Consider the following 21,673-nt stretch of genomic DNA (forward strand, 5'->3'; position numbering starts at 1 on the left):
CAGACACGATTTCAGACGCGACAACAGACACAGGCTCACCTTGGGATAACAGGTGAGCGTCGTTGTGCAAGATCATTCAGACATTGAACGGCCCCAAGCCTGACCTGCGGCACCTGGACGGTGGCGGGCTGCAACGCTCCTTGGGAAGGTACTTATTTTACGGCTTGTTGGGTAATCGACCCGATTCACAAGCCGATATTTATGTACTAAGGTTCTCGTAAATTCGAATAAATATCAGGGAGGTGGTTCACATGAGCATGACCAGTTCACTGGAGCCTGCGCGGGTCAAAACCAGACAACAAATCGTTGGCTTGGTTGACAAAAAACATATACTTTCAAATTCGTCAACCAAGGAGCCGCCATGATTCACCACCGAATCCACCGCGCACGCATGCTCAGAGGTTTAAGCCTTGAAGCTTTGGCCCACAGCCTGGGAGACATCAGCAAGCAAGCCTTGAACAAGTTCGAGAAAGGCGATTCCAAGCCCAATTCGACCCGCATCTTGCAGCTGGCCAAAGCGCTCAACGTCAAACCCGAATACTTTTTCCGATCCGACGCCATTCAACTGGCACCACTGGAATTTCGCAAGCTGTCCAAAATGTCGCAAGCCCGGCAGGCTTCAGTGCGCGAAAAAATGCACGATCACCTGGAGCGCTACGAAGCACTGGAGCGCTGCTTTGACGCGGAAACCACCGTCCAAGTCTTGCCCGCCCAATCGCTGGCTGTGGCCAACGCTCAAGAAGCGGAAATGGCGGCGCAACAACTGCGCGAGCAACTGCACATTGGCCACGATGCCATTGCCCACCTGACCGAACTGCTGGAGGACAACGGCATCAAAGTGGCCCTGCTGGATGGCCCGGATGACTTTGACGGCGCATGCGCTGCCACCCACGACAACCAGCATGTGCTGATTGCGCTGAACTGCCAACGCCCTGGCGAGCGCATGCGCTTTACTGCTGCGCACGAACTGGGCCACTGGGTCATGGCCCTGCCCGAAGACATGAGCGAAAAAGACAAAGAAACCTGCTGCCACCGGTTTGCAGGCGCTTTCTTGTATCCGCAAAGTCGTGTGCTGCAAGACTTTGGCAGCCACCAACGCTCCCGGGTTTATTCGGCAGAACTGCTGAATGCCAAGCGCCGTTACGGCGTGTCCATGCAAATGGCACTGCGCAGGCTGAAAGACCTGGATCTGCTCAGTGATGCGGGCTATCGCAACGCCTACTTTGAATTCAGCAAACACGGCTGGCGCACCAGCGAGCCCGAAGCGTTGCTGCCTGAACAGCCGCGCAGATTTGAGTCCCTGGTCTATCGCGGATTGGCTGAAGAGCTCTTCACTCCATCCCGAGCCGCAGAGTTTTTGCAGTGCAGCCTGCATGAGCTGGACCCCCAACTGGACCGCTTGCCCACCACCGCATGACACCGCAGGTCTACATCAGCGACACCAACATCTGGATTGACTTGCGCAATGCAGGTCTTCTGGATGCGATGTTTGACCTGCCCCTCACACTATGCTGCACAGACTTTGTTCTGAGTGAATTGAAAGACTTTGACCACCAGCATTTGCTTGCGCGTGGCTTGGTGGTCGAAACACTGGATGAGCTGGCGACTGCCGCCCTCTTTCCACTGATGCAAGCCCACAACAACAGCTCGTTAGCTGATTTATCGTGTTACCAATTGGCACAACAAACGGGCCACGCCTTGCTCACAGGCGATGGCCGCTTGCGTAAACAGGCCAAGGCCGACGGCTTGCAAGTGCATGGTGCGCTGTGGTTGCTGGATCAAATGGTGATGCACCAAATCATTGAACCGAAAAATGCAGCCACGAGCTTGCAAAGCATGCTGGATTCTGGCGCTTGGCTTCCTATGGATGATTGCCAAAAGCGCCTGACCTTGTGGAACGCCTGAGCTTTAAGTGACCCGCCCCGGGAAGACAGCTTTCAATCGGTACGCCTTCATCAAGCTCGACATTCAAGATCTACCCAGAAACTGCACAAGGGTCATTTGTGGGCATTTGCCCGCAGGTGACTGAGATTTTGAGAGGACTGGTCACAATGAAGTCATTTCCAGATTTGAGAGTTGCATGTCCGATCTACCCATTGCGCTGCTGCAAGGCGCTTCAAACTTTCGCGATATTGGTGGCTACCGCAGCGCCGACGGCCGCCGCGTGCGGTGCGGCCAGATTTTTCGATCCGACCATCTGGCGGGATTGACGTCCGAAGACCTGGCGCGTCTGGCTTCGCTGGGCATTGGACACAGCCTCGACTTTCGCGGAGCGGCCGAATGTGCTGCCACGCCTTACGACATTCCCGGCGTGCAGCGTGTGGCGCTCACCATCGAGCCCACCGTGATCGCCCGCATGCAGGCTTTGGTGGCGCAGGGCGTGGTACCCACGGCCGAAGAAACTGTGGAGTTGATGCGCGAGACCTACCGCGATTTCGTGAACCGCAACGCGGACACGTATGGACGCTTCATGAAACATTTGCTGGAACAGCCCACACCGCAGGTGTTTCACTGCACAGCGGGCAAAGACCGCACGGGTTTTGCGGCGGCGCTGGTTTTGTCAGCGCTGGGCGTGGACAGGGCGACCATCGAACATGATTATTTGCTGACCAACCAGCTCTACAAACGAGATGCCCGCCTGGAAGGCCAAGGCCACCCGCATGTGATGAAGGTGCTGTGGCAAGTGCAGCCCGAGTTTTTGCACGCGGCGTTTGAAGCGGTGGATGTGCAGCATGGCGGCATGACCGACTATTTGCACGGGGCCATTGGCCTGACCCCGCAAGAGCTGGCCGAGTTGCAGCGCATGCTGCTGGAAGATGAAGCTGCTTTTGGGTGAAGGCGGATTTTTGTGGGAGCGAGCCCCCGCTCGCGAATGGCCGCAAAGCCCCTGAAATCATTCGGCCGCAGGGGCGACCTCCCACGGGGAGAAACTGACCGCCGGGCGCGGTGAACTTAAGCCGCCTCTTTGTAAAAGAACCCGCCATGCACATTGCGCGGAGCCAGCGGGGCCACGGCCTTGCCGATCGCGCCGATGTGGTCGGGCGTGGTGCCGCAGCAGCCGCCCACGATGTTGACCAGGCCTTCGGCGGCAAACTCGTGCAGCAGGCGGCTAGTCACTTCGGGCGTTTCGTCAAACCCGGTGTCGCTCATGGGGTTGGGCAGGCCAGCGTTGGGGTAGCAGCTGATGAAGGTATCACCCGCGACCTTGTTGAGTTCTTGGATGTAGGGGCGCATCAGCGTGGCCCCCAGCGCGCAGTTGAGGCCAATGGCCAGCGGGTGCGCGTGGCGCACGCTGTGCCAGAACGCGGTCACGGTCTGGCCGCTCAAAATGCGGCCCGACGCATCGGTCACCGTGCCGCTGATGATGAGGGGCAGGCGCTCGCCGCTGGCTTCAAAAAATTCTTCAATCGCAAACAGCGCCGCCTTGGCATTGAGCGTGTCAAAAATCGTCTCGACCAGCAGCACGTCTGAGCCGCCTTCGACCAAGGCCTCGACCTGCTCGTAATACGCCGCACGCAGCTCTTCAAAGGTCACGTTGCGGGCACCGGCGTCGTTCACATCAGGGCTGATGCTGGCGGTCTTGGGCGTAGGGCCCAAAGCGCCGACCACAAAACGCGGCTTGTCGGGCGTGGAAAACTTGTCGCAGGCGGCGCGGGCCAATTTGGCCGATTGCAGGTTCATCTCGCGGGCCAAGTGCTGCATGTCGTAGTCGGCCTGGGCCACCGTGGTCGCGCCAAAGGTGTTGGTCTCGATCATGTCGGCCCCGGCGGCCAGATAGCCTTCGTGGATGTCGCGGATCACGTCGGGACGCGTCAGGCTCAGCAGCTCGTTGTTGCCCTTGACGTCTTTGGGGAAGTCCTTGAAACGCTCACCCCGGTAATCGGCCTCGGTCAGTTTGAAGCGCTGGATCATGGTGCCCATGGCGCCATCCAGGATGGCAATGCGGGTTTTCAGGATCTCGGGCAGCGCCTGGGCGCGGGTATAGGTCAGGGGTTTCATTCGGTGTCGGCAGAAAAAACAAGGGCTTGCGGTGTCTGGCGTTTGGCTTGCCAGGCTTGCAGTGCCTGGGCGCGGGTGGCGCCCGGGTGCTGCGCAAAATGATCGCGGATGTGCTGGTTGAACTGGAATTGTCGCTGAATCGGCGTGACACCCTGCGCGCAGCTGTCTTGGTAGACAGCCAAAGCCTGCCCCAGTGTGCGGCCTTCAGGGTGTTTGAACAGGTCGCGCAGGGCCTGGTTGAAACGAAACGCGGGACTGGTGTGCGCCACAAAAAAACCGCGCAAAGCGGCATTGAGCCGCCAGCCGGGGCCAATCACCGTTTGCGGCGTGAGGTTGTCGGGCATGGCCCCCTTTGGGACCTTTGAAGCCGTGGCGGGCAAGGGCTGAGCCAACAGGCCCGCCATCACACGCGCCGTCAGGTCTTGCTTGCTGCCGCCCGTGGGCCAGTCTTGCGCGCTGCAGAAGTCTTGCAACTCTTTTTTGAGCCAATACCACGCCCTGAAGGTTTCAGGGGGCAGGTCGGGCGTCAGCAAGGGGCGGTTCATGCCGGGGATTTTAAAGACCCGAACCCCGCACGCCCGAGCCGCTCAGACCGCGCTGCCCACGCGGTAAAAGTGCTTGGCATAAATCATCCAGCGGCCTTCGTGCAGCATCAGGTTCAGGTGGTCTTCCATGATGTTGTCAAACAAACGCAGACGGACCTTGACCAGCGCCATGGTGGGCGATAGCACATCGACCAGCAGAATCTGCTCGTCACGCGGGTAAGCGCCCGAGGCGGGTGATTGGCGGCCCTGCACCATCTCGCGATACACCGCAAAGGGGCGCACGACCAACTGGCCATCTTGCTGGGAGTACAGCACGCAGTCTTTGTGAAACACCCGGTCAAACAGGGCCATGTCCTGGGTTTGCAGGACTTCAAAATAGTCGGCCAAAAAGGCGCGCAGGTCGTCGATGAGCATGGGAGGTTCCTTGTTAAACTTTGAAAGCCTGGTGGCTTGTGGGCCACCAGACTTGCCAGTCTAGGCAGCGCTGGCTGCGGCTGACCTCCATCTTTTTCGAGCATTCATCGAATTCCATTGACATGACCGGCCGCGCCCCGCCCTTGCCAGCTTTGCGCGCCTTTGCCGCCTGGGTGCGGCTGGGCTCGGTGAATGCCGCTGCCGAAGAACTCCAGCTCACGCCGGGCGCAGTGAGCCACCAGATCCGCGCACTCGAAGAGTTTTTGAACGTGCCCCTGATCGAGCGCAACGGCCGCCGCTGGACGCTGACCGACACGGGCCGCATTTACGGTTACCAGGTGCGCCAGGCCCTGCAGGACATCGTGGACGTGACCGAACGCGTGCGCAGCCAGCGGCATGCTCAGGCCCACACCCAGGACCTGCGCGTGGCGGTGCTGCCCTCGTTTGCCAACGGCTGGTTGTTGCCCCGGCTGGCCGACTTCACCCGCTGGCACCCACAGGTGCGGCTGCAGCTGCATGGCTCCATGGACTATGTGGACCTGAGCGAAGGTCAGGTGGATTGCGCGATCCGTTTTGGCCATGGCCGCTGGCCCGAAGCCGAAGTGCGCCCCCTGATGGGTGACAGCTTGCTGCTGTTGGCCTCACCCACTTTGCTGGGGCCCGAGCCCCCGCAAACCCTGAAACAGCTGCTGCAACTGCCCTTACTGCACGCCAGTGAAAACTGGGCCACCTGGCTGGCCGATGTGCCCGAAGCCCACAGCGGCGTGCAGCGGCCCGCCAGCCACATGAGCTTCACCGACTCGACCCACTTGCTCGAAGCCACCCGACTGGGGATGGGCGTGGCGCTCAGCCGCCGCTCGATCGCAGACCAGCTGCTGCAACGGCGCGAACTGGTGCAGGCCCATGCCCACGAATGTGCGCACGCGTCGGCTTATTACCTGCTGCTACCCAAAGTCAGCGGCAAGCACCCGGCCCGCGATGCCTTTGCCGACTGGCTGCAAGGCGCGTGTTCGCGCTTTGCCCAGCGCCATGCGCTGCCCACAGGCGTGCTGAACGGCGGCTAAGCCGTTTGCGTTTCAAAAGCCTCAAATCTGGCGGTAACGCGCAAAACCCGAAGCTCTGAGCTGACACGCCGGGCACTGGCCGCAGCCATAGCCCCAGTCGTGGCGTTGCGTGCGCTCGCCCAGGTAGCAGGTGTGGCTGTGCTCCACGATCAAGTCCACCAAGGCCTGACCGCCGCCTTGCGGCACAGCCTTTTGGCCCAGCTCGTGCGCCAGCTGCCAGGTCTGGGCCTTGTCGATCCACATGAGCGGGGTTTCGATCAACAACTTGCGGTCCATGCCCAGCGACAAGGCCACCTGCATGGCTTTCATGGTGTCGTCGCGGCAGTCGGGGTAGCCCGAGAAATCGGTCTCGCACACGCCCGTGACGATGACCTGCAAGCCCCGGCGGTAAGCCAGCGCCGCGGCCAGCGTGAGGAACAGCAGGTTGCGCCCCGGGACAAAGGTGTTGGGCAGGCCCGAGCTGGCCATTTCAATCGCGGTGACGCGGGTCAAGGCGGTTTCGCTGATCTGGCCCAGGATGCCCGCGTCCAGCAAGTGGTCTTCGCCCATCTTGGGGGCCCATTGGGGAAACTTCGCCTTGATCGCGGCCAGCACGTTCAGGCGGGCTTCCAACTCGACTTTGTGGCGCTGGCCGTAGTCGAAGGCGAGGGTTTCAACGGGTTCGTATTTGGACAGCGCATGGGCCAGGCAGGTGGTGGAGTCCTGACCACCGGAAAACAGGACGAGGGCGGAGGTGTGCATGGGTTGGGATGGTAACGCTTGGGTCTGCGCTCGGAAGCTTTCATCGGAGGGGCGCGTTTGGAAGGGGCCGGCGGCGGGCTCCTCATGAGGCGGGGGTACGCCAAAATCGTCGCCCGCCGCCGGCCCCTTCCAAACGCTGGTGGTGACCGCTTTCCTTGCTGGCCATGCGGGTGCTGACTGCGCAGCCCATGGTGTTGTGTGGGTGGGAGGGGGCGGGCACGGTGTGACGAATTAAGTATCACCCCGGAAAGATTTGAATTTGTCACCCCCGACTTGATCGGGGGTCCAGGGCTTCGTTGGCCATGGATACCCGCGTTCGCGGGCATGACAGGGTCTCCGCTCATCCCCGAAAATACCGCTTCACGATAGCGGACAATCAAGCCTTCAAAAAGCTGTCCAACCCCACGTGTCCCCCCACCTCCCCATCCTGCGCGAAGTATTTGGCTACGACGCCTTTCGCGGCCCGCAGCAAGCCATCATCGACCATGTGGCCGCCGGGGGTGATGCGCTGGTGCTCATGCCCACGGGCGGGGGCAAATCGCTGTGTTACCAAATTCCAGCCATTGCACGCCAGCGCGCTGGCCACGGCATCACGGTGGTGGTGTCACCGCTGATTGCGCTGATGCACGACCAGGTGGGTGCCCTGCACGAAGCGGGGGTGAGTGCCGCTTTCCTCAACTCCACTTTGACCAGCGAAGAGGCCAGTGACATCGAACGGCGTTTGCTGCGCGGCGAGATCACGCTGCTCTACGCTGCGCCCGAGCGCGTGACCAACGGGCGATTTTTGGCGCAGATGGATTCGCTGCTCGAGCGGGGGTTGCTGAGCCTGTTTGCGATCGACGAAGCCCATTGCGTAAGCCAGTGGGGCCACGACTTCCGGCCCGAATACCGGGGCCTCACCGTCTTGCACGAGCGCTACCCCAGCGTGCCGCGTGTGGCGCTCACAGCCACGGCCGATGCGCTCACGCGTGCCGACATCGTCGAGCGGCTGCAGCTGGAAAGCGCCAAGCTGTTCATCAGCAGCTTTGACCGGCCCAACATCCGCTACACCATCGTCGAGAAAAAAGACGCCAGCACCCAGCTGCTGCGCTTCATCGAGCGCGAACACCCGGAAGAAGCGGGCGTGGTCTATTGCCAGTCGCGCAAGCGGGTCGAAGAGGTCGCGGCCATGCTGTGCGAAGCGGGCATCCGTGCCCTGCCCTACCACGCGGGGCTGGACGCGGCCGTGCGCCAGCGCCACCAGAACGAATTTCTGCGCGAAGAAGGCGTGGTGATGGTGGCCACCGTGGCTTTTGGCATGGGCATCGACAAGCCCGATGTGCGCTTTGTGGCGCACCTGGACATGCCCAAGAACATCGAAGGCTACTACCAGGAGACAGGCCGCGCCGGACGCGACGGCCTGGCGTCTGACGCGTGGATGGCCTACGGCCTGCAAGACGTGGTGAACCAGCGCCGCATGATCGACGAAAGCCCTGCGGGCGAAGAATTCAAGCAAGTCATGCGCGGGAAGCTCGACGCGCTGCTGGCCCTGGCCGAAGCGACCGATTGCCGCCGCGTACGCCTGCTGAGCTACTTTGGCGAGAGCTACGCCAGCCAAAAGGACAGCGCGCAGGGCGTGTACATGCCCTTTTGTGGCAACTGCGACAACTGCCTGAACCCGCCCGAAGTCTGGGACGGCACCGACGCCGCACGCAAGCTGCTGTCCACGGTGTACCGCACGCAGCAAAGCAGTGGCCACAGCTTTGGGGCCAGCCACACCATGGACATCGTGCGGGGCAAAAAAACCGAGAAGGTGGTGCAGCGTGGCCACGAAGGCATCAGCACCTTTGGCCTGGGCGCGGAATACAGCGAGCAGCAGTTGCGCGCCGTGATGCGCCAGCTGATTGCGATAGGCGCTTTGCATGTGCACACCGAAGACGGTTTCAGCACCCTGCATCTGACCGAGGCGTCACGCGCCGTGCTCAAAGGCGAGGTGCCCGTGCAGCTGCGCGAGAGCACCAGCCAGCGCAGCGACAAAAAAAGCCGCACCCGCAGCGGTCCGGCACCCGCAGCCGCCAACTTGGGGCAAGACGCGATGGTGCGTTTCATCAACCTCAAGGCCTGGCGAGCCGAGGTGGCCAAGGAACACAACCTGCCCGCGTATGTGATCTTCCACGACGCGACGCTGGCCGCCATTGCCGAGGCCGCACCGCAAAGCCTGTCGGACCTGCAGGGCATCAGCGGCTTGGGTGTGAAAAAGCTCGAAGCCTATGGCGACCAGGTGCTGAAAGTCTGCAAGGGCTGATGCCCTGCGGCTGGGCCGGCCCGGCCCATTGAGAGCGCCAGCGCACGGTCCATCGTGCGATCACCGCCTAAGCTGTTCCCTGCAGACATGACCGTCACAGCAGGAGAACCCCCATGAACCAAGCCACCCAAACGCTCAGGCACGAGCACGAAGCCATCACACTGGGCCTGAAAATTCTGGCCCGGATGGAGCAGCGCGTGAACGCCGAGCAGATCACGGACATCCAGGACTTGTCCACCATGACAGATTTCCTGAAGACCTTTGCAGACACCTGCCACCATGGCAAGGAAGAAGGCATTTTGTTTCCGGCCCTGAAAGACCTGGACCCGAAGCAAACACAAGGGCCGATTCAGGGCATGCTGGACGAACACGCCCAAGGTCGCCAGCTCCTGGCCGACATGCAAGCGGCTTTGCAGCCCACGCTGAAAATCAACGCCTTCCATGAGGCCGCCAGAGCCTACGCCCAACTGTTGCTGGCCCACATCGAGAAAGAAAACACCGTCCTCTTCCCGATGGCCGAGCGCCTTTTGTCACCCGAGCAACAAACCCAGCTGGCCCATGCTTTCGATGCGCACGAAGACCAGGTCATGGGCCCAGGCCAACATGAGGCCCTGCACGCCACACTGAAGAAGCTGCTGGCCAAATATCCGGCTTGATTGGCCCGCGCTGCCTCAGGAAGGGTCCACCGCGATGGCGCCGCGGCGGATCTGGTCGCGCTCAAGCGATTCAAACAGCGCCTTGAAGTTGCCTTCGCCAAAGCCTTCGTCGGCCTTGCGCTGGATGAACTCGAAGAACACAGGGCCCAGCAGCGTCTGGCTGAAGATCTGCAACAGCAACCGCTTCTCGCCATTGGCGGTAGAGCCGTCCATCAAGATGCCGCGCGCCTGCAACTCGGGCACAGGCTCGCCATGGCCCGGCAGGCGCTCTTGCAGCATCTCGTAATAGATGTCGTTGGGCGCTGTCATGAGTGGAATGCCCGCCATCTGCAAAGCATCCACACTCTTCAAAATATCGTCCGTCAGCAGCGCGATGTGCTGAATACCCTCGCCGTTGAACTGCATCAGGAACTCTTCGATCTGACCGCCCGTTTTGCCCGACTCTTCGTTGAGCGGGATGCGGATCATGCCATCGGGCGCGGTCATGGCGCGGCTGGTCAGGCCCGTGTATTCGCCTTTGATGTCGAAGTAACGGATCTCGCGGAAGTTGAAAATCTTTTCGTAGAAGTTGCCCCAAAAAGCCATGCGGCCCTTGTAGACGTTGTGCGTCAGGTGGTCGATGATCTTGAAGCCATGGCCGGGTGGATGGCGGTCCACCCCCTCGATGAATTCAAAGTCGATGTCGTAAATGCTCTTGCCGTCTTCAAAGCGGTCGATCAAATACAAAGGCGCGCCGCCAATGCCCTTGATGGCGGGCAGACGCAGCTCCATCGGGCCGGTCGGCACGTCCACGGGCTGGGCGCCCATGTCCAGCGCGCGGGCATAGGCCTTGTGCGAATCCTTGACACGAAAAGCCAGCGCGCAGGCACACGGGCCGTGCTCGGCAGCAAAGTAACCGGCCAGGCTTTTGGGCTCGCGGTTGACGATGAAATTGATGTCGCCCTGGCGGTAGAGCACCACGTCCTTGGAGCGGTGTTTCGCCACCAGCGTGAAGCCCATTTTTTCAAACAGGGGCTCCAGGGTGTTGGGCACAGGGGATGCGAACTCGACGAACTCGAAGCCACACAGGCCCATGGGGTTGTCAAAAAGATCGGTCATGAAAATCTCCAGCAATGAACCGGGCCGCGCTGCTGAAAGAGCACGGCCCGAATTGAAATCGGTCAAACAAAAAAGGGGAATTTGCAGGTCGGGGTTGGACCGAAAACACGTCGGACCTCAAGGTACCGACCTACAAGAAAATCTTCAAACCTGCGGCGGTGCGCAGGGCTTGCCCCGCGTGCTGCGCGCGAGGTGAATGCCGAAAATCAAAACCTGGATGGACATGGGGGGTGATGGTCGTCGCCTGAGCGTCAAATGTCAAGGCAAGCAGACGCCGAGCACTTCAGGCCACCGCTTGGCTGGCGCGCAAGCGCTCAATCTCAAGGGGGCTCAGGCCCAAGCTGGACAGCAACGCGTCTGTGTTCTCACCTTGGCGGGGTGGTTGGTGACGCACCCCCAAACGCTGGCCGCCCATGGTGAAGGGCAACAAGGCGGCGGGTGCGCTTTGCCCTGCCTTGGGACCATCGGTCAGGCGCACATCGGCCAAGCCGCCAGTGGCCTGCAGGTGCGGGTCATCAAACAGCTCTTCGGGCTTGACGATGGGCGCAAAAGGCAAGCCAGCCTTTTCAAAAATGGCCGACAGCTCGGCCGCCGTGAAGGCGGCCAGGCGGCGGCGCAAATCGGGTATCAACTCGGCACGAAGCGACACGCGCGCGTTGTTGTCAAAGTAACGCACATCGGCTTTCAGGTCTGCAAAGCCCAGCACGTCGCAGAAGGTGGCCCACTGCGCGTCGCTCACTGCCGCCAAAAAGATTTGCTCGCCGTTTTTGACGGTGAACACGTCGTACACCGCCCAGGCCGAGATGCGGTTGGGCATGGGCTCGGCCGCTTTGCCGGTGATGGCGTACTGCAGCATGTGCTGGCCGACCAGGAACACGTTGTTCTCAAACAAAGCCGACTGGATCTCTTGCCCACGCCCGGTGATGCCGCGCTGGATGAGTGCACCCAACACGCCAATCGCCCCGAACATGCCGCCCATGATGTCGTTCACGCTGGTGCCCGCACGCAGCGGGTCGCCCGGACGGCCGGTCATGTAGGCCAAGCCGCCCATCATCTGCACCACTTCGTCAAGCGCGGTGCGGTGGTCATACGGGCCAGGCAAAAAGCCCTTGAGGCTGGCGTAAATCAGCTTGGGGTTCTTGGCCGAGAGGCTGGCGTAGTCCAGGCCGTACTTGGCCATGGTGCCGGGCTTGAAGTTCTCGGCCACCACATCGGCCGTGGCACACAGGCGGCGCGCGATCTCAGCCCCCTCAGGGCTTTGCAGGTTGATCTGGATGCTCTTTTTGTTGCGGTTGAACATCGGGAAAAAGCCCGCACCCGAACCCAGCAGGTGCCGGGTGCGGTCGCCCTCGATGGGCTCGACCTTGATGACCTCGGCCCCCATGTCGGCCAGCACCATGCCGCAAGTGGGGCCCATGACCATGTGGGTGAACTCGACGACGCGCAGCCCTTCGAGTGGGAGTTTCCGAACCGATTCGGTCATGCGCGCACTCAGCGGTAAAACGCTTCCACTTTGCCTTTGAGCTTGATGAGCAGCGGCTGGCCTTTGCGGTCCAAAGTTTTGCCAGCGGGCACACGCACCCAGCCTTCGCTGATGCAGTATTCCTCGACGTCGTTGCGGTCCTTGCCATTGAAGCGGATGCCGATGTCGTGCTCAAACACGGCGCGCACATGGTGTGGGCTGCGGGCGTCGATGGACAGACGGTCAGGCAATGGGGGGCGCTCTGTGGCAGACGTTTCGGGGGTAGAGGATTCGGTCATGGGATGGCGAGTGCACAAAAAATAAGGAACAGCGGCGATTCTCCCCGATTTGCGGGGCCGTCGGTGGCAGAATCCCGGGTCCTTCGACGGCCAGCGCTTTGGTCTGTCCCGTCCGCTTCAGCTTCACCCCCGTCCTCATGACCTCTTCCCCCGCCGGCACGCTCGGCATCGATTTCGGCACCTCCAACTCGGCCGTAGCCTGGCTCGGCCCAGAGGGCAGTGCCCGCCTGATTCCGCTGGAGGGCGAGGCGCTGGCCATGCCCACGGCCGTTTTCTACAACGCCGAAGACCACAGCACGCACTTCGGGCGCGATGCCCTCAAACATTACCTGGAAGGCACCGAAGGCCGCTTGATGCGTTCGCTCAAAAGCCTGCTGGGCAGCCCGCTTTTGCTGGAGACCACACAGATTGGCCACCAGCAGATCAGCTTTCAGGACATCATCACCACCTTTTTGGCCACCCTGCGTGAACGCGCCACGCAAAGCTTGGGCAGCGCCCCACGCCGCGTGGTGATGGGCCGCCCGGTGCACTTTGTGGACGACGATCCCGCGCGTGATGCGCAGGCCGAGGCCTCACTGCGCCAAGCGGTCGAGGGGGTAGGCTTTGATGAGGTGTCGTTTCAACTCGAACCCATTGCCGCCGCGCTGGACTACGAACGGCGCCTGACGAAAGAAAGCACTGTGCTGGTGGTCGACCTGGGCGGCGGCACCTCGGACTTCACCGTGGTGCGCCTGGGGCCTGGGCGCATTCAGAGCCTCGACCGCAGTGCCGATATTTTGGCCACCACCGGCGTGCACATCGGCGGCACCGACTACGACCGGCAATTGAATCTGGCACAGGTCATGCCGTTGCTGGGTTACAAACACCTCGGCCCCGAACAGCGCGAAGTGCCCAGCCGCGTGTTTTTTGACCTGGCCACCTGGCACCTGATCCACTGGCAATACCAGCCCAAGGCCATCGCACATGCCCAAACCCTGCGCAGCAACTACAGCGAGCCGCGCCTGCACGAGCGCCTGATGCGCGTGCTGACCGAGCGGCACGGCCACCACATGGCCCACGAGGTGGAGCAGGCCAAGATCCGCTGTTCGGTGAGCCGCGCCGATACAGGCATTGATCTGTCGGTGATCGAGCGTGATTTGCAAGCGCATCTGGGCGTGGCCGACATGCAGGCGCATTTGCACGAGTTGCTGGCGCGCACCCTGGCCTGCGCCCGCGAATGTGTACAAAGCGCAGGGCTGAGTCAAGCTTCGCTCGATGCGATTTACCTGACAGGCGGCTCATCGGCCTTGAGCACTTTCCAACAAGCCTTAAAAGCCGAGTTCGCGGGCGTGCCGCTCATCGAAGGCGATTTGTTTGGCGGCGTGGCACTGGGCTTGGCCTACAGCCGCTGAGCTGAAAAAAAAGCCACTCAGGCATGACCTGAGTGGCTTTGGGTGCGAGCGGAGCCGATCAGCTCTTCACGGCAGCCAGAGCGGCATTGAAGGTGGCACTGGGGCACATGATGGCGGCCAGCTTGGCCTGGTCAGGCATGTAGTAGCCACCGATGTCCACAGGCTTGCCCTGCACGGCGTTGAGTTCTTCCACGATCTTTTTCTCGTTCTCGGTCAGTTGCTTGGCCAAAGGCGCAAACTGGGCCGCCAGCTCGGCGTCTTCGGTTTGCGCTGCCAGCTCCTGCGCCCAGTACATGGCCAGATAGAACTGGCTGCCACGGTTGTCCAGCTGACCCGTTTTGGGCGAAGGGTTCTTGTTGTTGTCGAGCAGCTTGCCGGTTGCGGCATCCAGCGTTTTGGACAACACGACGGCCTTTTTGTTGCCCGTCTTCAAGCCCAGATCTTCCAGCGACACGGCAAGCGCGAGGAATTCACCCAAGGAATCCCAGCGCAGGTGGTTTTCTTCCACCAGCTGCTGCACGTGCTTGGGGGCCGAGCCGCCCGCACCGGTTTCGTACATGCCGCCACCGGCCATCAAAGGCACGATGGAGAGCATCTTGGCCGAGGTGCCCAGCTCCATGATGGGGAACAGGTCGGTCAGGTAGTCGCGCAGGATGTTGCCGGTGGCGCTGATGGTGTCCAGACCACGGATCACGCGCTCCAGGGTGTAACGCATGGCACGCACTTGGCTCATGATCTGGATGTCCAGACCGGCCGTGTTGTGCTCGTGCAGGTACATCTTGACCTTGGTGATGAGCTGGGCTTCGTGGGGGCGGTACTGGTCGAGCCAGAACACCACGGGCATGCCGGAGTTGCGGGCACGGGTCACGGCCAGCTTGACCCAGTCGCGGATCGCCGCGTCCTTGACCTGGCACATGCGCCAGATGTCGCCCTCTTCCACGTTTTGGCTCAGCAGCACTTCGCCGGTGTTGAGGTCGGTGATGTTGGCCACGCCGTCTTCAGGAATCTCGAACGTCTTGTCGTGCGAGCCGTATTCTTCGGCTTGCTGGGCCATCAGGCCCACGTTGGGCACCGTGCCCATGGTCTTGGGATCGAACGCGCCGTGCCATTTGCAGAAGTTGATCATCTCCTGATAAATGCGGGCAAAAGTCGACTCGGGCATGACGGCCTTGACGTCTTTCAGGCGGCCGTTGGCGTCCCACATCTTGCCGCCGTTGCGGATCATGGCGGGCATGGAGGCGTCCACGATCACGTCATTGGGCGAATGGAAGTTGGTGATGCCCTTGGCCGAGTCCACCATGGCCAGCTCGGGACGGCCTTCGTGGCAAGCGTGCAGGTCACGCTTGATCTCGTCTTGCTTGGACTGGGGCAAGCTGGTGATCTTGTTGTACAGATCGGCCATGCCGTTGTTGACGTTCACACCCAACTCTTTGAACAGGGCACCGTGCTTGGCAAACGCGTCCTTGTAGAAAATCTTGACGCAATGACCGAACACGATGGGGTGGGACACCTTCATCATGGTGGCCTTGACGTGCAAGGAGAACATCACACCGGTTTTGTGCGCGTCTTCGATTTCTTTTTCATAGAACTCGAGCAAGGCTTTCTTGCTCATGAACATGCTGTCGATGACTTCGCGGTCAAGCAAGGAAACTTTGGGTTTGAGGATGATGGTCTTGCCGCTCTTGGTGATCAGCTCCATCTTCACGTCACGCGCGCGGTCCAGCGTCATGGACTTTTCGCCGTGGTAGAAGTCGCCCGCGTGCATGTGCGAGACGTGCGAGCGCGAAGCCTGGCTCCACTCGGCCATGCTGTGAGGGTTCTTGCGGGCGAATTCCTTGACCGCACGAGGAGCGCGGCGGTCCGAGTTGCCTTCACGCAGCACCGGGTTCACGGCAGAGCCTGTGCACTTGGCATAGCGGGCCTTGATGGCTTTTTCTTCGTCGTTTTTGGGGTTCTCGGGGTAGTCGGGCAGGGCGTAGCCTTTGGCCTGCAGCTCCTTGATGGCAGCCGTCAGCTGACCGACAGAAGCGCTGATGTTGGGCAGCTTGATGATGTTGGCTTCGGGCTTGAGGGTCAACTTGCCCAACTCGGCCAGGTTGTTGGTGACGCGCTGCTCAGGAGGCAGCAGATCCGAAAATTCACCCAGAATGCGGGCGGCCACCGAAATGTCGCTTTCGGCCACGTCGATGCCGGCAGGCGCTGCAAAAGTGCGGATGATGGGCAGGAACGATGCCGTGGCCAACAAAGGCGCTTCGTCTGTCAGGGTGTAAATGATCCGGGATTTGTCTGCAGCCATGGGTACTCTCGTTGTCAGGGATATGAAAAAAGAATCCGGCGCTCGGCGGTATGTCGAGCCGATTCAAAAATCGCCCTTTTAAGGCGGTTTAGCCCGTGACTTTATCTCAAATACCCCCCCGTTTTGCTTACTGGGGACCCGCCGCCGTCTCCTGGTGGGGGCCCTCAGACTGGCCGGGCGATTAAACTGACACCCCTTCAAACATGCGTCAGCCCCACGGGTGGGCGCTTTTTTCACAGCATCTGCGCCTTTGGGGGCAGACCACCACCAAGGAAAACCGCCATGGGCGCGCAATGGAAAGCAAAAGGCAAGGCACAGGCAGCAGACGCCCGGGGCAAACTGTTTGGCCGCCTGGCCAAGGACATCATGATCGCCGCCCGCAACGGCGCGGACCCCGCTGCCAATGCCCGTTTGCGCCTGGTGGTCGAACAAGCCCGCAAGGTGTCCATGCCCAAAGACACCCTGGAGCGCGCCATCAAAAAAGGCGCGGGCCTCTTGGGCGATGCCGTCAGCTTTGACCGCGTCATTTATGAAGGTTTCGCGCCCCACCAGGTGCCGGTGATGATCGAAGTGCTGACTGACAACGTGAACCGCACCGCGTCCGAAATGCGCGTGTTGTTCCGCAAGGGCCAGCAGGGCACGTCGGGTTCGGTGTCCTGGGACTTTGACCATGTGGGGTTCATCGAGGCCGAGCCTGCCCAGCCTGGGGCCGACGCCGAATTGGCCGCCATCGAAGCCGGTGCGCAGGATTTTGAACCCGCCGACGAAGACGGCGTGACGGTGTTCATCACCGAAGCGACCGACTTGGACCTGGTCAGCCGTGCCCTGCCCAATTTCGGCTTCACCGTGGTGTCGGCCAAACTGGGCTACAAACCCAAAAACCCGATCGACCCGGCCAACTTGAGCGCCGAGCAACTCGAAGAAGTTGAAGCCTTCCTGGGCGCGATCGACAACAACGACGACGTTCAAAACGTGTTTGTGGGCTTGGCAGGCTGAACTGCCTGACAGGTGACACAACGCACTGACGAACACAGCCCGCCCCACTAAGGTGGGCTGTTGTCATTTTCAGGAGCGTTTTGCCATGAACCTGTCCCAACTTTGCCAACGCGACATCCTCACCCTGAGCGCCGAAGCCCCGGTGCGCAAAGCCGCCGAGATGATGCGCATCCACCATGTGGGTGCGCTGGCCCTGACCGACCCCGAAGACGCCACACGCGTGGTAGGCGTGGTGACCGACCGCGATCTGGTCATCAACCTGCTGGCCCAGGACCGCTTGCCACAAGAGCAGAATGTGGGCGCTTTCAGCACACCCCACTTGATTCGCGTGCCCGGCACGGCCAGCGTGCACGAAGCCGTGCAGGCCATGACCCAACACGGGGTGCGGCGGCTGTTCGTCACCGAGGCCAACGGGCGGCTGATGGGTCTGGTCTCGCTGGACGACCTGCTGGTCCACCTGGCCGATGAGCTGAGCGCTCTGGCGCAGGCCTTGCGGATTGGCATCGACCTGGAAAGCAGCCGCACCTCGCCCATGTTCAACCCGGCTGAAATGACCGGGGGCATGTACCTGGCACAACACGAGCCTTGATGTGGGCACAGGGTGGGCCTGCTGTGTGACACAGGCCACATGGAAAAAGCCAGGCCCCCAAATGACAAACCCGACCGGCGAACCGGTCGGGCTGATGGGTCGTCACGAGAGGATCGTCCCAAGGATTGCCCAAAAGAAGATTCATCGTTCTGATGGGCGGGGCACATGCATGTGCCCCAGAGGATGCTTCGATCAGTTTCCCGATGTCAGCGGTTTCACTGTAATCCCGCCGGGCAACCGTGGTCAAGGCCCTGTTACATGTTTTGCGGAACTCAGCCGCGACTGCGCCGCTTTTGCACCGCCTGCGCCAGGGCCTCCAACACCGGCACCGTCTGCGCAAAGCTGATGCAGGCGTCGGTGATGGACACGCCGTACTGCAAAGGCTGACCCGGTTTTTGGTCTTGTCGGCCTTCTTGCAAATGGCTTTCGATCATCAGGCCCATGATGCGGCGGTCACCCGCGGCCACCTGCGCGGCCACGTCGTGCGCCACCTCGATTTGCTTGGCGTGCTGCTTGCTGCTGTTGGCGTGCGACACATCCACCATCACTTGCGGGGCGATGCCCGAGGCTTCGAGCGCCTTGCAGGCCGCATCCACATCGGCTGCCGAATAGTTGGGGGTCTTGCCACCGCGCAGGATGATGTGCACGTCCTGGTTGCCACGCGTCTCGAAGATCGCGGCCTGGCCCATCTTGGTCATGCCCATGAAGGCGTGCGGGGCCTTGGAGGCCACCACCGCATCGGCTGCGACCTTGACGCCGCCATCCGTCCCGTTCTTGAAGCCGACTGGGCACGACAGGCCGCTGGCCAGCTGGCGGTGGCTTTGGCTCTCGGTGGTGCGCGCACCGATGGCACCCCAGGTGACCAGATCGCTGATGAATTGCGGGCTGAGCAAGTCCAGGAATTCCGTGGCCACGGGCAGGCCCAGGTCGATGATGTCGAGCAACAGTTTGCGGGCCATCTCCAGGCCTTCGTTCATGGCAAAGCTGCCGTCCAGGTGCGGGTCGTTGATGTAACCCTTCCAACCCACCGTGGTGCGAGGCTTTTCAAAATACACGCGCATGACGATTTGCAGGTCTTTGGCGTGCTTGTCGGCTTCGGCCTTGAGCAGCCGGGCATAGGCGATGGCCTGGTCGTGGTCATGGATCGAGCAGGGCCCGACCACCACGACCAAACGGTCGTCCTGGCCTTGCAGCACATTCGAGATGTCTTGCCGTGAACGCTCCACCAGCGCCAGGTGCGCGGGCGATGCGGGCAGCCGCTCTTCGAGCAGCGCGGGCGTCATGAGGGGGCGCACCGAAGCAATGCGGGTGTCGTCGATGCGGGTTTTGTCTTGGGTGGAAAGCATGTGTGAAGTCACCTGATAATTCAGACCCAGTTTAAAGGGAACCACGATGACGCTGCCCGCCCCCCAGTTGGAACATGTTTGCGATTTGGCCGTGACCATCGCACCACCCGTTGAAGTCGGCCACACGCCCGCAGGCCTGCGCCGCATGATCCCGATCACCGGTGGCACCGTGACCGGCCCGCGCCTGAACGGCAAAGTGCTGGCAGGCGGTGCCGACTTTCAGCTGATTTTGGGCGGCGGCACACAAGCGCACCTGGATGCGCGCTATGTGATCGAACTCGACGACGGCTCACGCGTGTTCGTGCAAAACACCGCCCTGCGCGTGGCATCGCTGGACAATTCACAGCGCATCATGAACGGCCAACCGGTCAACCCCGACGAGATCTATTTCCGCTGCCAGCCCAAGCTGGAAGCCACAGCGCCGCAGTGGGCCTGGCTGAGCGAGAGCCAATTCATCGGCAGTGGGCGACGGGCACCCGACGGCGTGTTTCTGAGTTTTTACCGGGTGCTGTGAACGGGCCTGAAGGGCCTGCGACATTGCGCTGGAGGTGCACTCACATGAATCGCGCGGGCGCGTAAGGGGCTGGGTCAATCCAGGTGTGTCGGCCCTCGACCATCTCGGCAAGCAAGCGTCCGGCCACAGGCCCCAAGGTGAAGCCCTGATGGGCATGGCCAAAGTTGAACCACAAACCCTTGTGGCGCGGCGCAGGCCCCGTCACAGGCAACATGTCGGCGGTGCAGGGGCGCGCGCCCAGCCAAGGGGCCTCGGGCAAAGGCTCACCCAAATTCACCAGTTCACGCGCCAAGGCTTCGGCCTTGGCCAGTTGCACGGGCGTGGGTGGGGCATCGATGGGGGCAAACTCAGCCCCGGTGGTCAAACGCAGGCCGCGCTGCATGGGCGCCAGCACATAGCCGCGCTCGGCATCGAGCACCGGTTGAAGCAGCTGGGCGGGCGAGGTGTAGTGCTGGTGGTAACCGCGTTTGATGAACAGCGGGAAACGGTAACCCAGCGTGCGAATCAAACCGTCGGCCCAGGGGCCCAGCGCCAGCACGGCTTGCTCGGCATGCACACGGCCTTCGGTGGTTTGCACCGACCAGCCCAAGCCTTGCGACTGCAAGCTGGTCGCGTCTCCCGTCAACAAGCGCCCGCCCCGCGCCACAAACAGATCCGCATAACGTTGCACCAAGGCGCCGGGGTCGTTGACCGCCCACGGGTCCAGCCAATGCACGGCGCCCGCCAGTGGCAAGCGCAAAGCAGGTTCGGCCTGCGCCAGCTGGGTGGTGTTTTCGGCCTGATAACGCACACCAAAACGGTCATGCAAGTTCGCAGCCCGTTCAACCGCCTCGTCCAGCGCCTTGGAGGTGCGGAACACAAAACGGAATCCTTCATGGCGCGCCAGATCCTGTGCACCGGCAGCGGTCATGAGGAAACGGTGTTCGTCGGTGGCATGGGCGATCAGGCGGCTGTACGCGTGGGTGGCTTGCGCATGGCGCTTGGGGTGTGAGTGGCGCAAGTAGCGGAGCAACGATCCGGCCATTTGCCACAAACCCCGCGCATGCCAATGGACCTCGGCCCCCCGGCCCATGGCCACATTCAACAAGAAACCTGGCTCACGCGGAAAAGCATAAGGTTCGACCGCTTCGCGCTGAATCAGGCCGGCATTGCCAAAAGACGTTTCCTGCCCCGGTGCACGGCGGTCCAACAGCACCACGTCGAAGCCACGCTGCTGCAAATGCAAGGCGGTGCAGGTGCCGACCATGCCAGCGCCCAGAACAAGGATGGAAGAAGTCATGACGTTTCAAACGGTGTAGCGGGTGTCCATGGATCAAGGCCTGTTGTCAAAAGACAAACCTTGGGTGTGTCCAGTATAGAGACGGTCAAGCGTTCGCCGGCCCCCCGTTTGCGGCGGATGGCACTGAGACCTTTTGCTCTGTTTAAACTGTTCGCATGAGCACCTCCACTGAAAACCTGCAACAAGCCTTGTCCGAGCTGTTTGCCCCCTGGGTACAGGCCTTGAACCTGACCGTCGAAAGCACGCAAGCGGACAGCGTGACTTTGCGCCTGCCGCAAAGCGATCAGCTTTCGCGCGTGGGCGGCATGCTGTGCGGGCAGGCCATGATGGCCGCGGCGGACACGGCCATGGTGCTTGCGCTGATCCAGCACTTTGGCCAATTCAGGCCCTGCAGTACGGTGCAGCTGTCCAGCACCTTCATGAAACCGTTGTCGGGGCAGGACGCCCTCGTCACAGCACGCGTCTTGCGGGCAGGCAAAGCCATGGCGTTTGGCGAAATCGACCTGGCCGGGGCCGATGACGGTAAAAGTGTTTTCAGGGCCAGCACGACTTACGCCTTGATGTGAAGGGGTCGTTTTGCCAGCGGCAACCCACGCGACGGCTTGATCGGGTCTTCACTGTTAATGTGTTGCATCTGTTGATTGGAGGTCCGGCATGAAACACATGGGTTGTCTCTCTTTTGCAAAGCCACAAACTGCGC

General features: G+C 61.5%; 21 protein-coding genes and 1 riboswitch. Of the genes, 11 read left to right on the top strand and 10 right to left on the bottom strand.

From position 1 onward, the window contains the following. Positions 1-47: 47 nt before the first annotated feature. Positions 48-148, bottom strand: a riboswitch (S-adenosyl-L-homocysteine riboswitch). 213 nt (positions 149-361) lie between these two features. The 3 genes from ACZ5RT_RS14810 to ACZ5RT_RS14820 all read left to right on the top strand — a co-directional run bounded on the left by ACZ5RT_RS14810 (position 362) and on the right by ACZ5RT_RS14820 (position 2,836). Further along, the gene (locus tag ACZ5RT_RS14810; protein WP_464452961.1) at positions 362-1,417 is read left to right on the top strand and encodes a helix-turn-helix domain-containing protein; all 1,056 of its coding nucleotides are present in this window, start codon (positions 362-364) and stop codon (positions 1,415-1,417) included. Continuing rightward, on the top strand, positions 1,414-1,905 hold the full coding sequence (locus tag ACZ5RT_RS14815; protein WP_464452962.1) for a PIN domain-containing protein: 492 nt from the start codon (positions 1,414-1,416) through the stop codon (positions 1,903-1,905). Before ACZ5RT_RS14810 ends, ACZ5RT_RS14815 begins: the two co-directional genes overlap by 4 nt. A 175-nt stretch (positions 1,906-2,080) precedes the next feature. After that, positions 2,081-2,836, top strand: a complete 756-nt coding sequence (locus ACZ5RT_RS14820) for a tyrosine-protein phosphatase (RefSeq protein ID WP_464452963.1) — start codon at positions 2,081-2,083, stop codon at positions 2,834-2,836. Positions 2,837-2,952: 116 nt separating this feature from the next. On the opposite strand, the gene ACZ5RT_RS14825 is transcribed toward ACZ5RT_RS14820, so the two are convergent. The 3 genes from ACZ5RT_RS14825 to ACZ5RT_RS14835 are packed head-to-tail and all read right to left on the bottom strand — an operon-like array spanning position 2,953 to position 4,958. Continuing rightward, positions 2,953-3,999, bottom strand: a complete 1,047-nt coding sequence (locus ACZ5RT_RS14825; protein ID WP_464452964.1) for a homocysteine S-methyltransferase family protein — start codon at positions 3,997-3,999, stop codon at positions 2,953-2,955. Further along, positions 3,996-4,544, bottom strand: a complete 549-nt coding sequence (locus tag ACZ5RT_RS14830) for a DUF6434 domain-containing protein (protein WP_464452965.1) — start codon at positions 4,542-4,544, stop codon at positions 3,996-3,998. Before ACZ5RT_RS14830 ends, ACZ5RT_RS14825 begins: the two co-directional genes overlap by 4 nt. Before the next feature lie 42 nt (positions 4,545-4,586). Further along, the gene (locus ACZ5RT_RS14835) at positions 4,587-4,958 is read right to left on the bottom strand and encodes a nuclear transport factor 2 family protein (protein ID WP_291924712.1); all 372 of its coding nucleotides are present in this window, start codon (positions 4,956-4,958) and stop codon (positions 4,587-4,589) included. Positions 4,959-5,080: 122 nt separating this feature from the next. Here ACZ5RT_RS14835 and ACZ5RT_RS14840 point away from each other — a divergent pair, with 122 nt between their 5' ends. Next, positions 5,081-6,022 (top strand): LysR substrate-binding domain-containing protein, encoded by a 942-nt coding sequence (locus tag ACZ5RT_RS14840; protein WP_464452966.1) that lies wholly within the window; start codon positions 5,081-5,083, stop codon positions 6,020-6,022. A gap of 21 nt (positions 6,023-6,043) precedes the next feature. Here ACZ5RT_RS14840 and queC read toward each other — a convergent pair whose 3' ends face one another. Continuing rightward, complete coding sequence (gene queC / locus ACZ5RT_RS14845) at positions 6,044-6,763, bottom strand: 7-cyano-7-deazaguanine synthase QueC (RefSeq protein ID WP_464452967.1); 720 nt, start codon at positions 6,761-6,763, stop codon at positions 6,044-6,046. A 406-nt stretch (positions 6,764-7,169) separates the two neighbouring features. On the opposite strand from queC, the gene recQ reads away from it, so the two are divergent. Further along, positions 7,170-9,047 carry a DNA helicase RecQ gene (gene recQ, locus ACZ5RT_RS14850; RefSeq protein ID WP_291927754.1) on the top strand — a complete coding sequence of 626 codons (1,878 nt, stop codon included), beginning with the start codon at positions 7,170-7,172 and terminating at the stop codon, positions 9,045-9,047. Positions 9,048-9,160: 113 nt separating this feature from the next. Beyond that, positions 9,161-9,703, top strand: a complete 543-nt coding sequence (locus ACZ5RT_RS14855; RefSeq protein WP_422170185.1) for a hemerythrin domain-containing protein — start codon at positions 9,161-9,163, stop codon at positions 9,701-9,703. 15 nt (positions 9,704-9,718) lie between these two features. Here ACZ5RT_RS14855 and hppD read toward each other — a convergent pair whose 3' ends face one another. The 3 genes from hppD to ACZ5RT_RS14870 form a co-directional block, all read right to left on the bottom strand. After that, positions 9,719-10,801, bottom strand: coding sequence for a 4-hydroxyphenylpyruvate dioxygenase (gene hppD, locus ACZ5RT_RS14860; protein WP_291927748.1), 1,083 nt, complete (start codon positions 10,799-10,801; stop codon positions 9,719-9,721). Between the two features lie 283 nt (positions 10,802-11,084). After that, on the bottom strand, positions 11,085-12,284 hold the full coding sequence (locus ACZ5RT_RS14865) for a CaiB/BaiF CoA transferase family protein (RefSeq protein ID WP_464452968.1): 1,200 nt from the start codon (positions 12,282-12,284) through the stop codon (positions 11,085-11,087). Positions 12,285-12,292: 8 nt separating this feature from the next. Beyond that, the gene (locus ACZ5RT_RS14870; protein WP_291927733.1) at positions 12,293-12,562 is read right to left on the bottom strand and encodes a DUF3297 family protein; all 270 of its coding nucleotides are present in this window, start codon (positions 12,560-12,562) and stop codon (positions 12,293-12,295) included. A gap of 137 nt (positions 12,563-12,699) precedes the next feature. Here ACZ5RT_RS14870 and ACZ5RT_RS14875 point away from each other — a divergent pair, with 137 nt between their 5' ends. Further along, the gene (locus ACZ5RT_RS14875; RefSeq protein WP_464452969.1) at positions 12,700-13,953 is read left to right on the top strand and encodes an Hsp70 family protein; all 1,254 of its coding nucleotides are present in this window, start codon (positions 12,700-12,702) and stop codon (positions 13,951-13,953) included. Positions 13,954-14,011: 58 nt separating this feature from the next. On the opposite strand, the gene ACZ5RT_RS14880 is transcribed toward ACZ5RT_RS14875, so the two are convergent. Continuing rightward, entirely contained in the window at positions 14,012-16,249 is a 2,238-nt protein-coding gene (locus tag ACZ5RT_RS14880; RefSeq protein ID WP_464452970.1) for an NADP-dependent isocitrate dehydrogenase, read from the bottom strand. A 282-nt stretch (positions 16,250-16,531) separates the two neighbouring features. Between ACZ5RT_RS14880 and ACZ5RT_RS14885 the strand changes: the two genes are divergently transcribed. Then, positions 16,532-17,245, top strand: coding sequence for a YebC/PmpR family DNA-binding transcriptional regulator (locus ACZ5RT_RS14885; RefSeq protein ID WP_464452971.1), 714 nt, complete (start codon positions 16,532-16,534; stop codon positions 17,243-17,245). A gap of 85 nt (positions 17,246-17,330) precedes the next feature. After that, entirely contained in the window at positions 17,331-17,834 is a 504-nt protein-coding gene (locus ACZ5RT_RS14890) for a CBS domain-containing protein (protein ID WP_464452972.1), read from the top strand. A gap of 272 nt (positions 17,835-18,106) precedes the next feature. Here ACZ5RT_RS14890 and ACZ5RT_RS14895 read toward each other — a convergent pair whose 3' ends face one another. Continuing rightward, entirely contained in the window at positions 18,107-19,180 is a 1,074-nt protein-coding gene (locus ACZ5RT_RS14895) for a 3-deoxy-7-phosphoheptulonate synthase (protein WP_464452973.1), read from the bottom strand. Between the two features lie 46 nt (positions 19,181-19,226). On the opposite strand from ACZ5RT_RS14895, the gene ACZ5RT_RS14900 reads away from it, so the two are divergent. Continuing rightward, the gene (locus ACZ5RT_RS14900) at positions 19,227-19,694 is read left to right on the top strand and encodes a DUF3237 domain-containing protein (protein WP_464452974.1); all 468 of its coding nucleotides are present in this window, start codon (positions 19,227-19,229) and stop codon (positions 19,692-19,694) included. A 40-nt stretch (positions 19,695-19,734) separates the two neighbouring features. Here ACZ5RT_RS14900 and ACZ5RT_RS14905 read toward each other — a convergent pair whose 3' ends face one another. Then, positions 19,735-20,973: an NAD(P)/FAD-dependent oxidoreductase gene (locus ACZ5RT_RS14905; protein WP_464452975.1), complete on the bottom strand. Its 1,239-nt coding sequence runs from the start codon at positions 20,971-20,973 to the stop codon at positions 19,735-19,737. 155 nt (positions 20,974-21,128) lie between these two features. Between ACZ5RT_RS14905 and ACZ5RT_RS14910 the strand changes: the two genes are divergently transcribed. Beyond that, the gene (locus ACZ5RT_RS14910; protein WP_464452976.1) at positions 21,129-21,539 is read left to right on the top strand and encodes a PaaI family thioesterase; all 411 of its coding nucleotides are present in this window, start codon (positions 21,129-21,131) and stop codon (positions 21,537-21,539) included. Positions 21,540-21,673: the final 134 nt, after the last annotated feature.

This window comes from Limnohabitans sp. TEGF003 (assembly GCF_055395455.1).

Bases quoted from the DNA above. Each gene is read 5' to 3' on its own strand.
- ACZ5RT_RS14875 (WP_464452969.1), top strand. From the start codon at position 12,700: ATGACCTCTTCCCCCGCCGGCACGCTCGGCATCGATTTCGGCACCTCC.
- ACZ5RT_RS14895 (WP_464452973.1), bottom strand. From the start codon at position 19,180: ATGCTTTCCACCCAAGACAAAACCCGCATCGACGACACCCGCATTGCT.
- ACZ5RT_RS14910 (WP_464452976.1), top strand. From the start codon at position 21,129: ATGAGCACCTCCACTGAAAACCTGCAACAAGCCTTGTCCGAGCTGTTT.
- ACZ5RT_RS14820 (WP_464452963.1), top strand. From the start codon at position 2,081: ATGTCCGATCTACCCATTGCGCTGCTGCAAGGCGCTTCAAACTTTCGC.
- ACZ5RT_RS14855 (WP_422170185.1), top strand. From the start codon at position 9,161: ATGAACCAAGCCACCCAAACGCTCAGGCACGAGCACGAAGCCATCACA.
- ACZ5RT_RS14830 (WP_464452965.1), bottom strand. From the start codon at position 4,544: ATGAACCGCCCCTTGCTGACGCCCGACCTGCCCCCTGAAACCTTCAGG.
- ACZ5RT_RS14880 (WP_464452970.1), bottom strand. From the start codon at position 16,249: ATGGCTGCAGACAAATCCCGGATCATTTACACCCTGACAGACGAAGCG.
- ACZ5RT_RS14825 (WP_464452964.1), bottom strand. From the start codon at position 3,999: ATGAAACCCCTGACCTATACCCGCGCCCAGGCGCTGCCCGAGATCCTG.
- ACZ5RT_RS14835 (WP_291924712.1), bottom strand. From the start codon at position 4,958: ATGCTCATCGACGACCTGCGCGCCTTTTTGGCCGACTATTTTGAAGTC.
- ACZ5RT_RS14815 (WP_464452962.1), top strand. From the start codon at position 1,414: ATGACACCGCAGGTCTACATCAGCGACACCAACATCTGGATTGACTTG.
- ACZ5RT_RS14905 (WP_464452975.1), bottom strand. From the start codon at position 20,973: ATGACTTCTTCCATCCTTGTTCTGGGCGCTGGCATGGTCGGCACCTGC.
- hppD (WP_291927748.1), bottom strand. From the start codon at position 10,801: ATGACCGATCTTTTTGACAACCCCATGGGCCTGTGTGGCTTCGAGTTC.
- ACZ5RT_RS14900 (WP_464452974.1), top strand. From the start codon at position 19,227: ATGACGCTGCCCGCCCCCCAGTTGGAACATGTTTGCGATTTGGCCGTG.
- queC (WP_464452967.1), bottom strand. From the start codon at position 6,763: ATGCACACCTCCGCCCTCGTCCTGTTTTCCGGTGGTCAGGACTCCACC.
- ACZ5RT_RS14885 (WP_464452971.1), top strand. From the start codon at position 16,532: ATGGGCGCGCAATGGAAAGCAAAAGGCAAGGCACAGGCAGCAGACGCC.
- ACZ5RT_RS14870 (WP_291927733.1), bottom strand. From the start codon at position 12,562: ATGACCGAATCCTCTACCCCCGAAACGTCTGCCACAGAGCGCCCCCCA.
- ACZ5RT_RS14865 (WP_464452968.1), bottom strand. From the start codon at position 12,284: ATGACCGAATCGGTTCGGAAACTCCCACTCGAAGGGCTGCGCGTCGTC.
- ACZ5RT_RS14810 (WP_464452961.1), top strand. From the start codon at position 362: ATGATTCACCACCGAATCCACCGCGCACGCATGCTCAGAGGTTTAAGC.
- ACZ5RT_RS14840 (WP_464452966.1), top strand. From the start codon at position 5,081: ATGACCGGCCGCGCCCCGCCCTTGCCAGCTTTGCGCGCCTTTGCCGCC.
- ACZ5RT_RS14890 (WP_464452972.1), top strand. From the start codon at position 17,331: ATGAACCTGTCCCAACTTTGCCAACGCGACATCCTCACCCTGAGCGCC.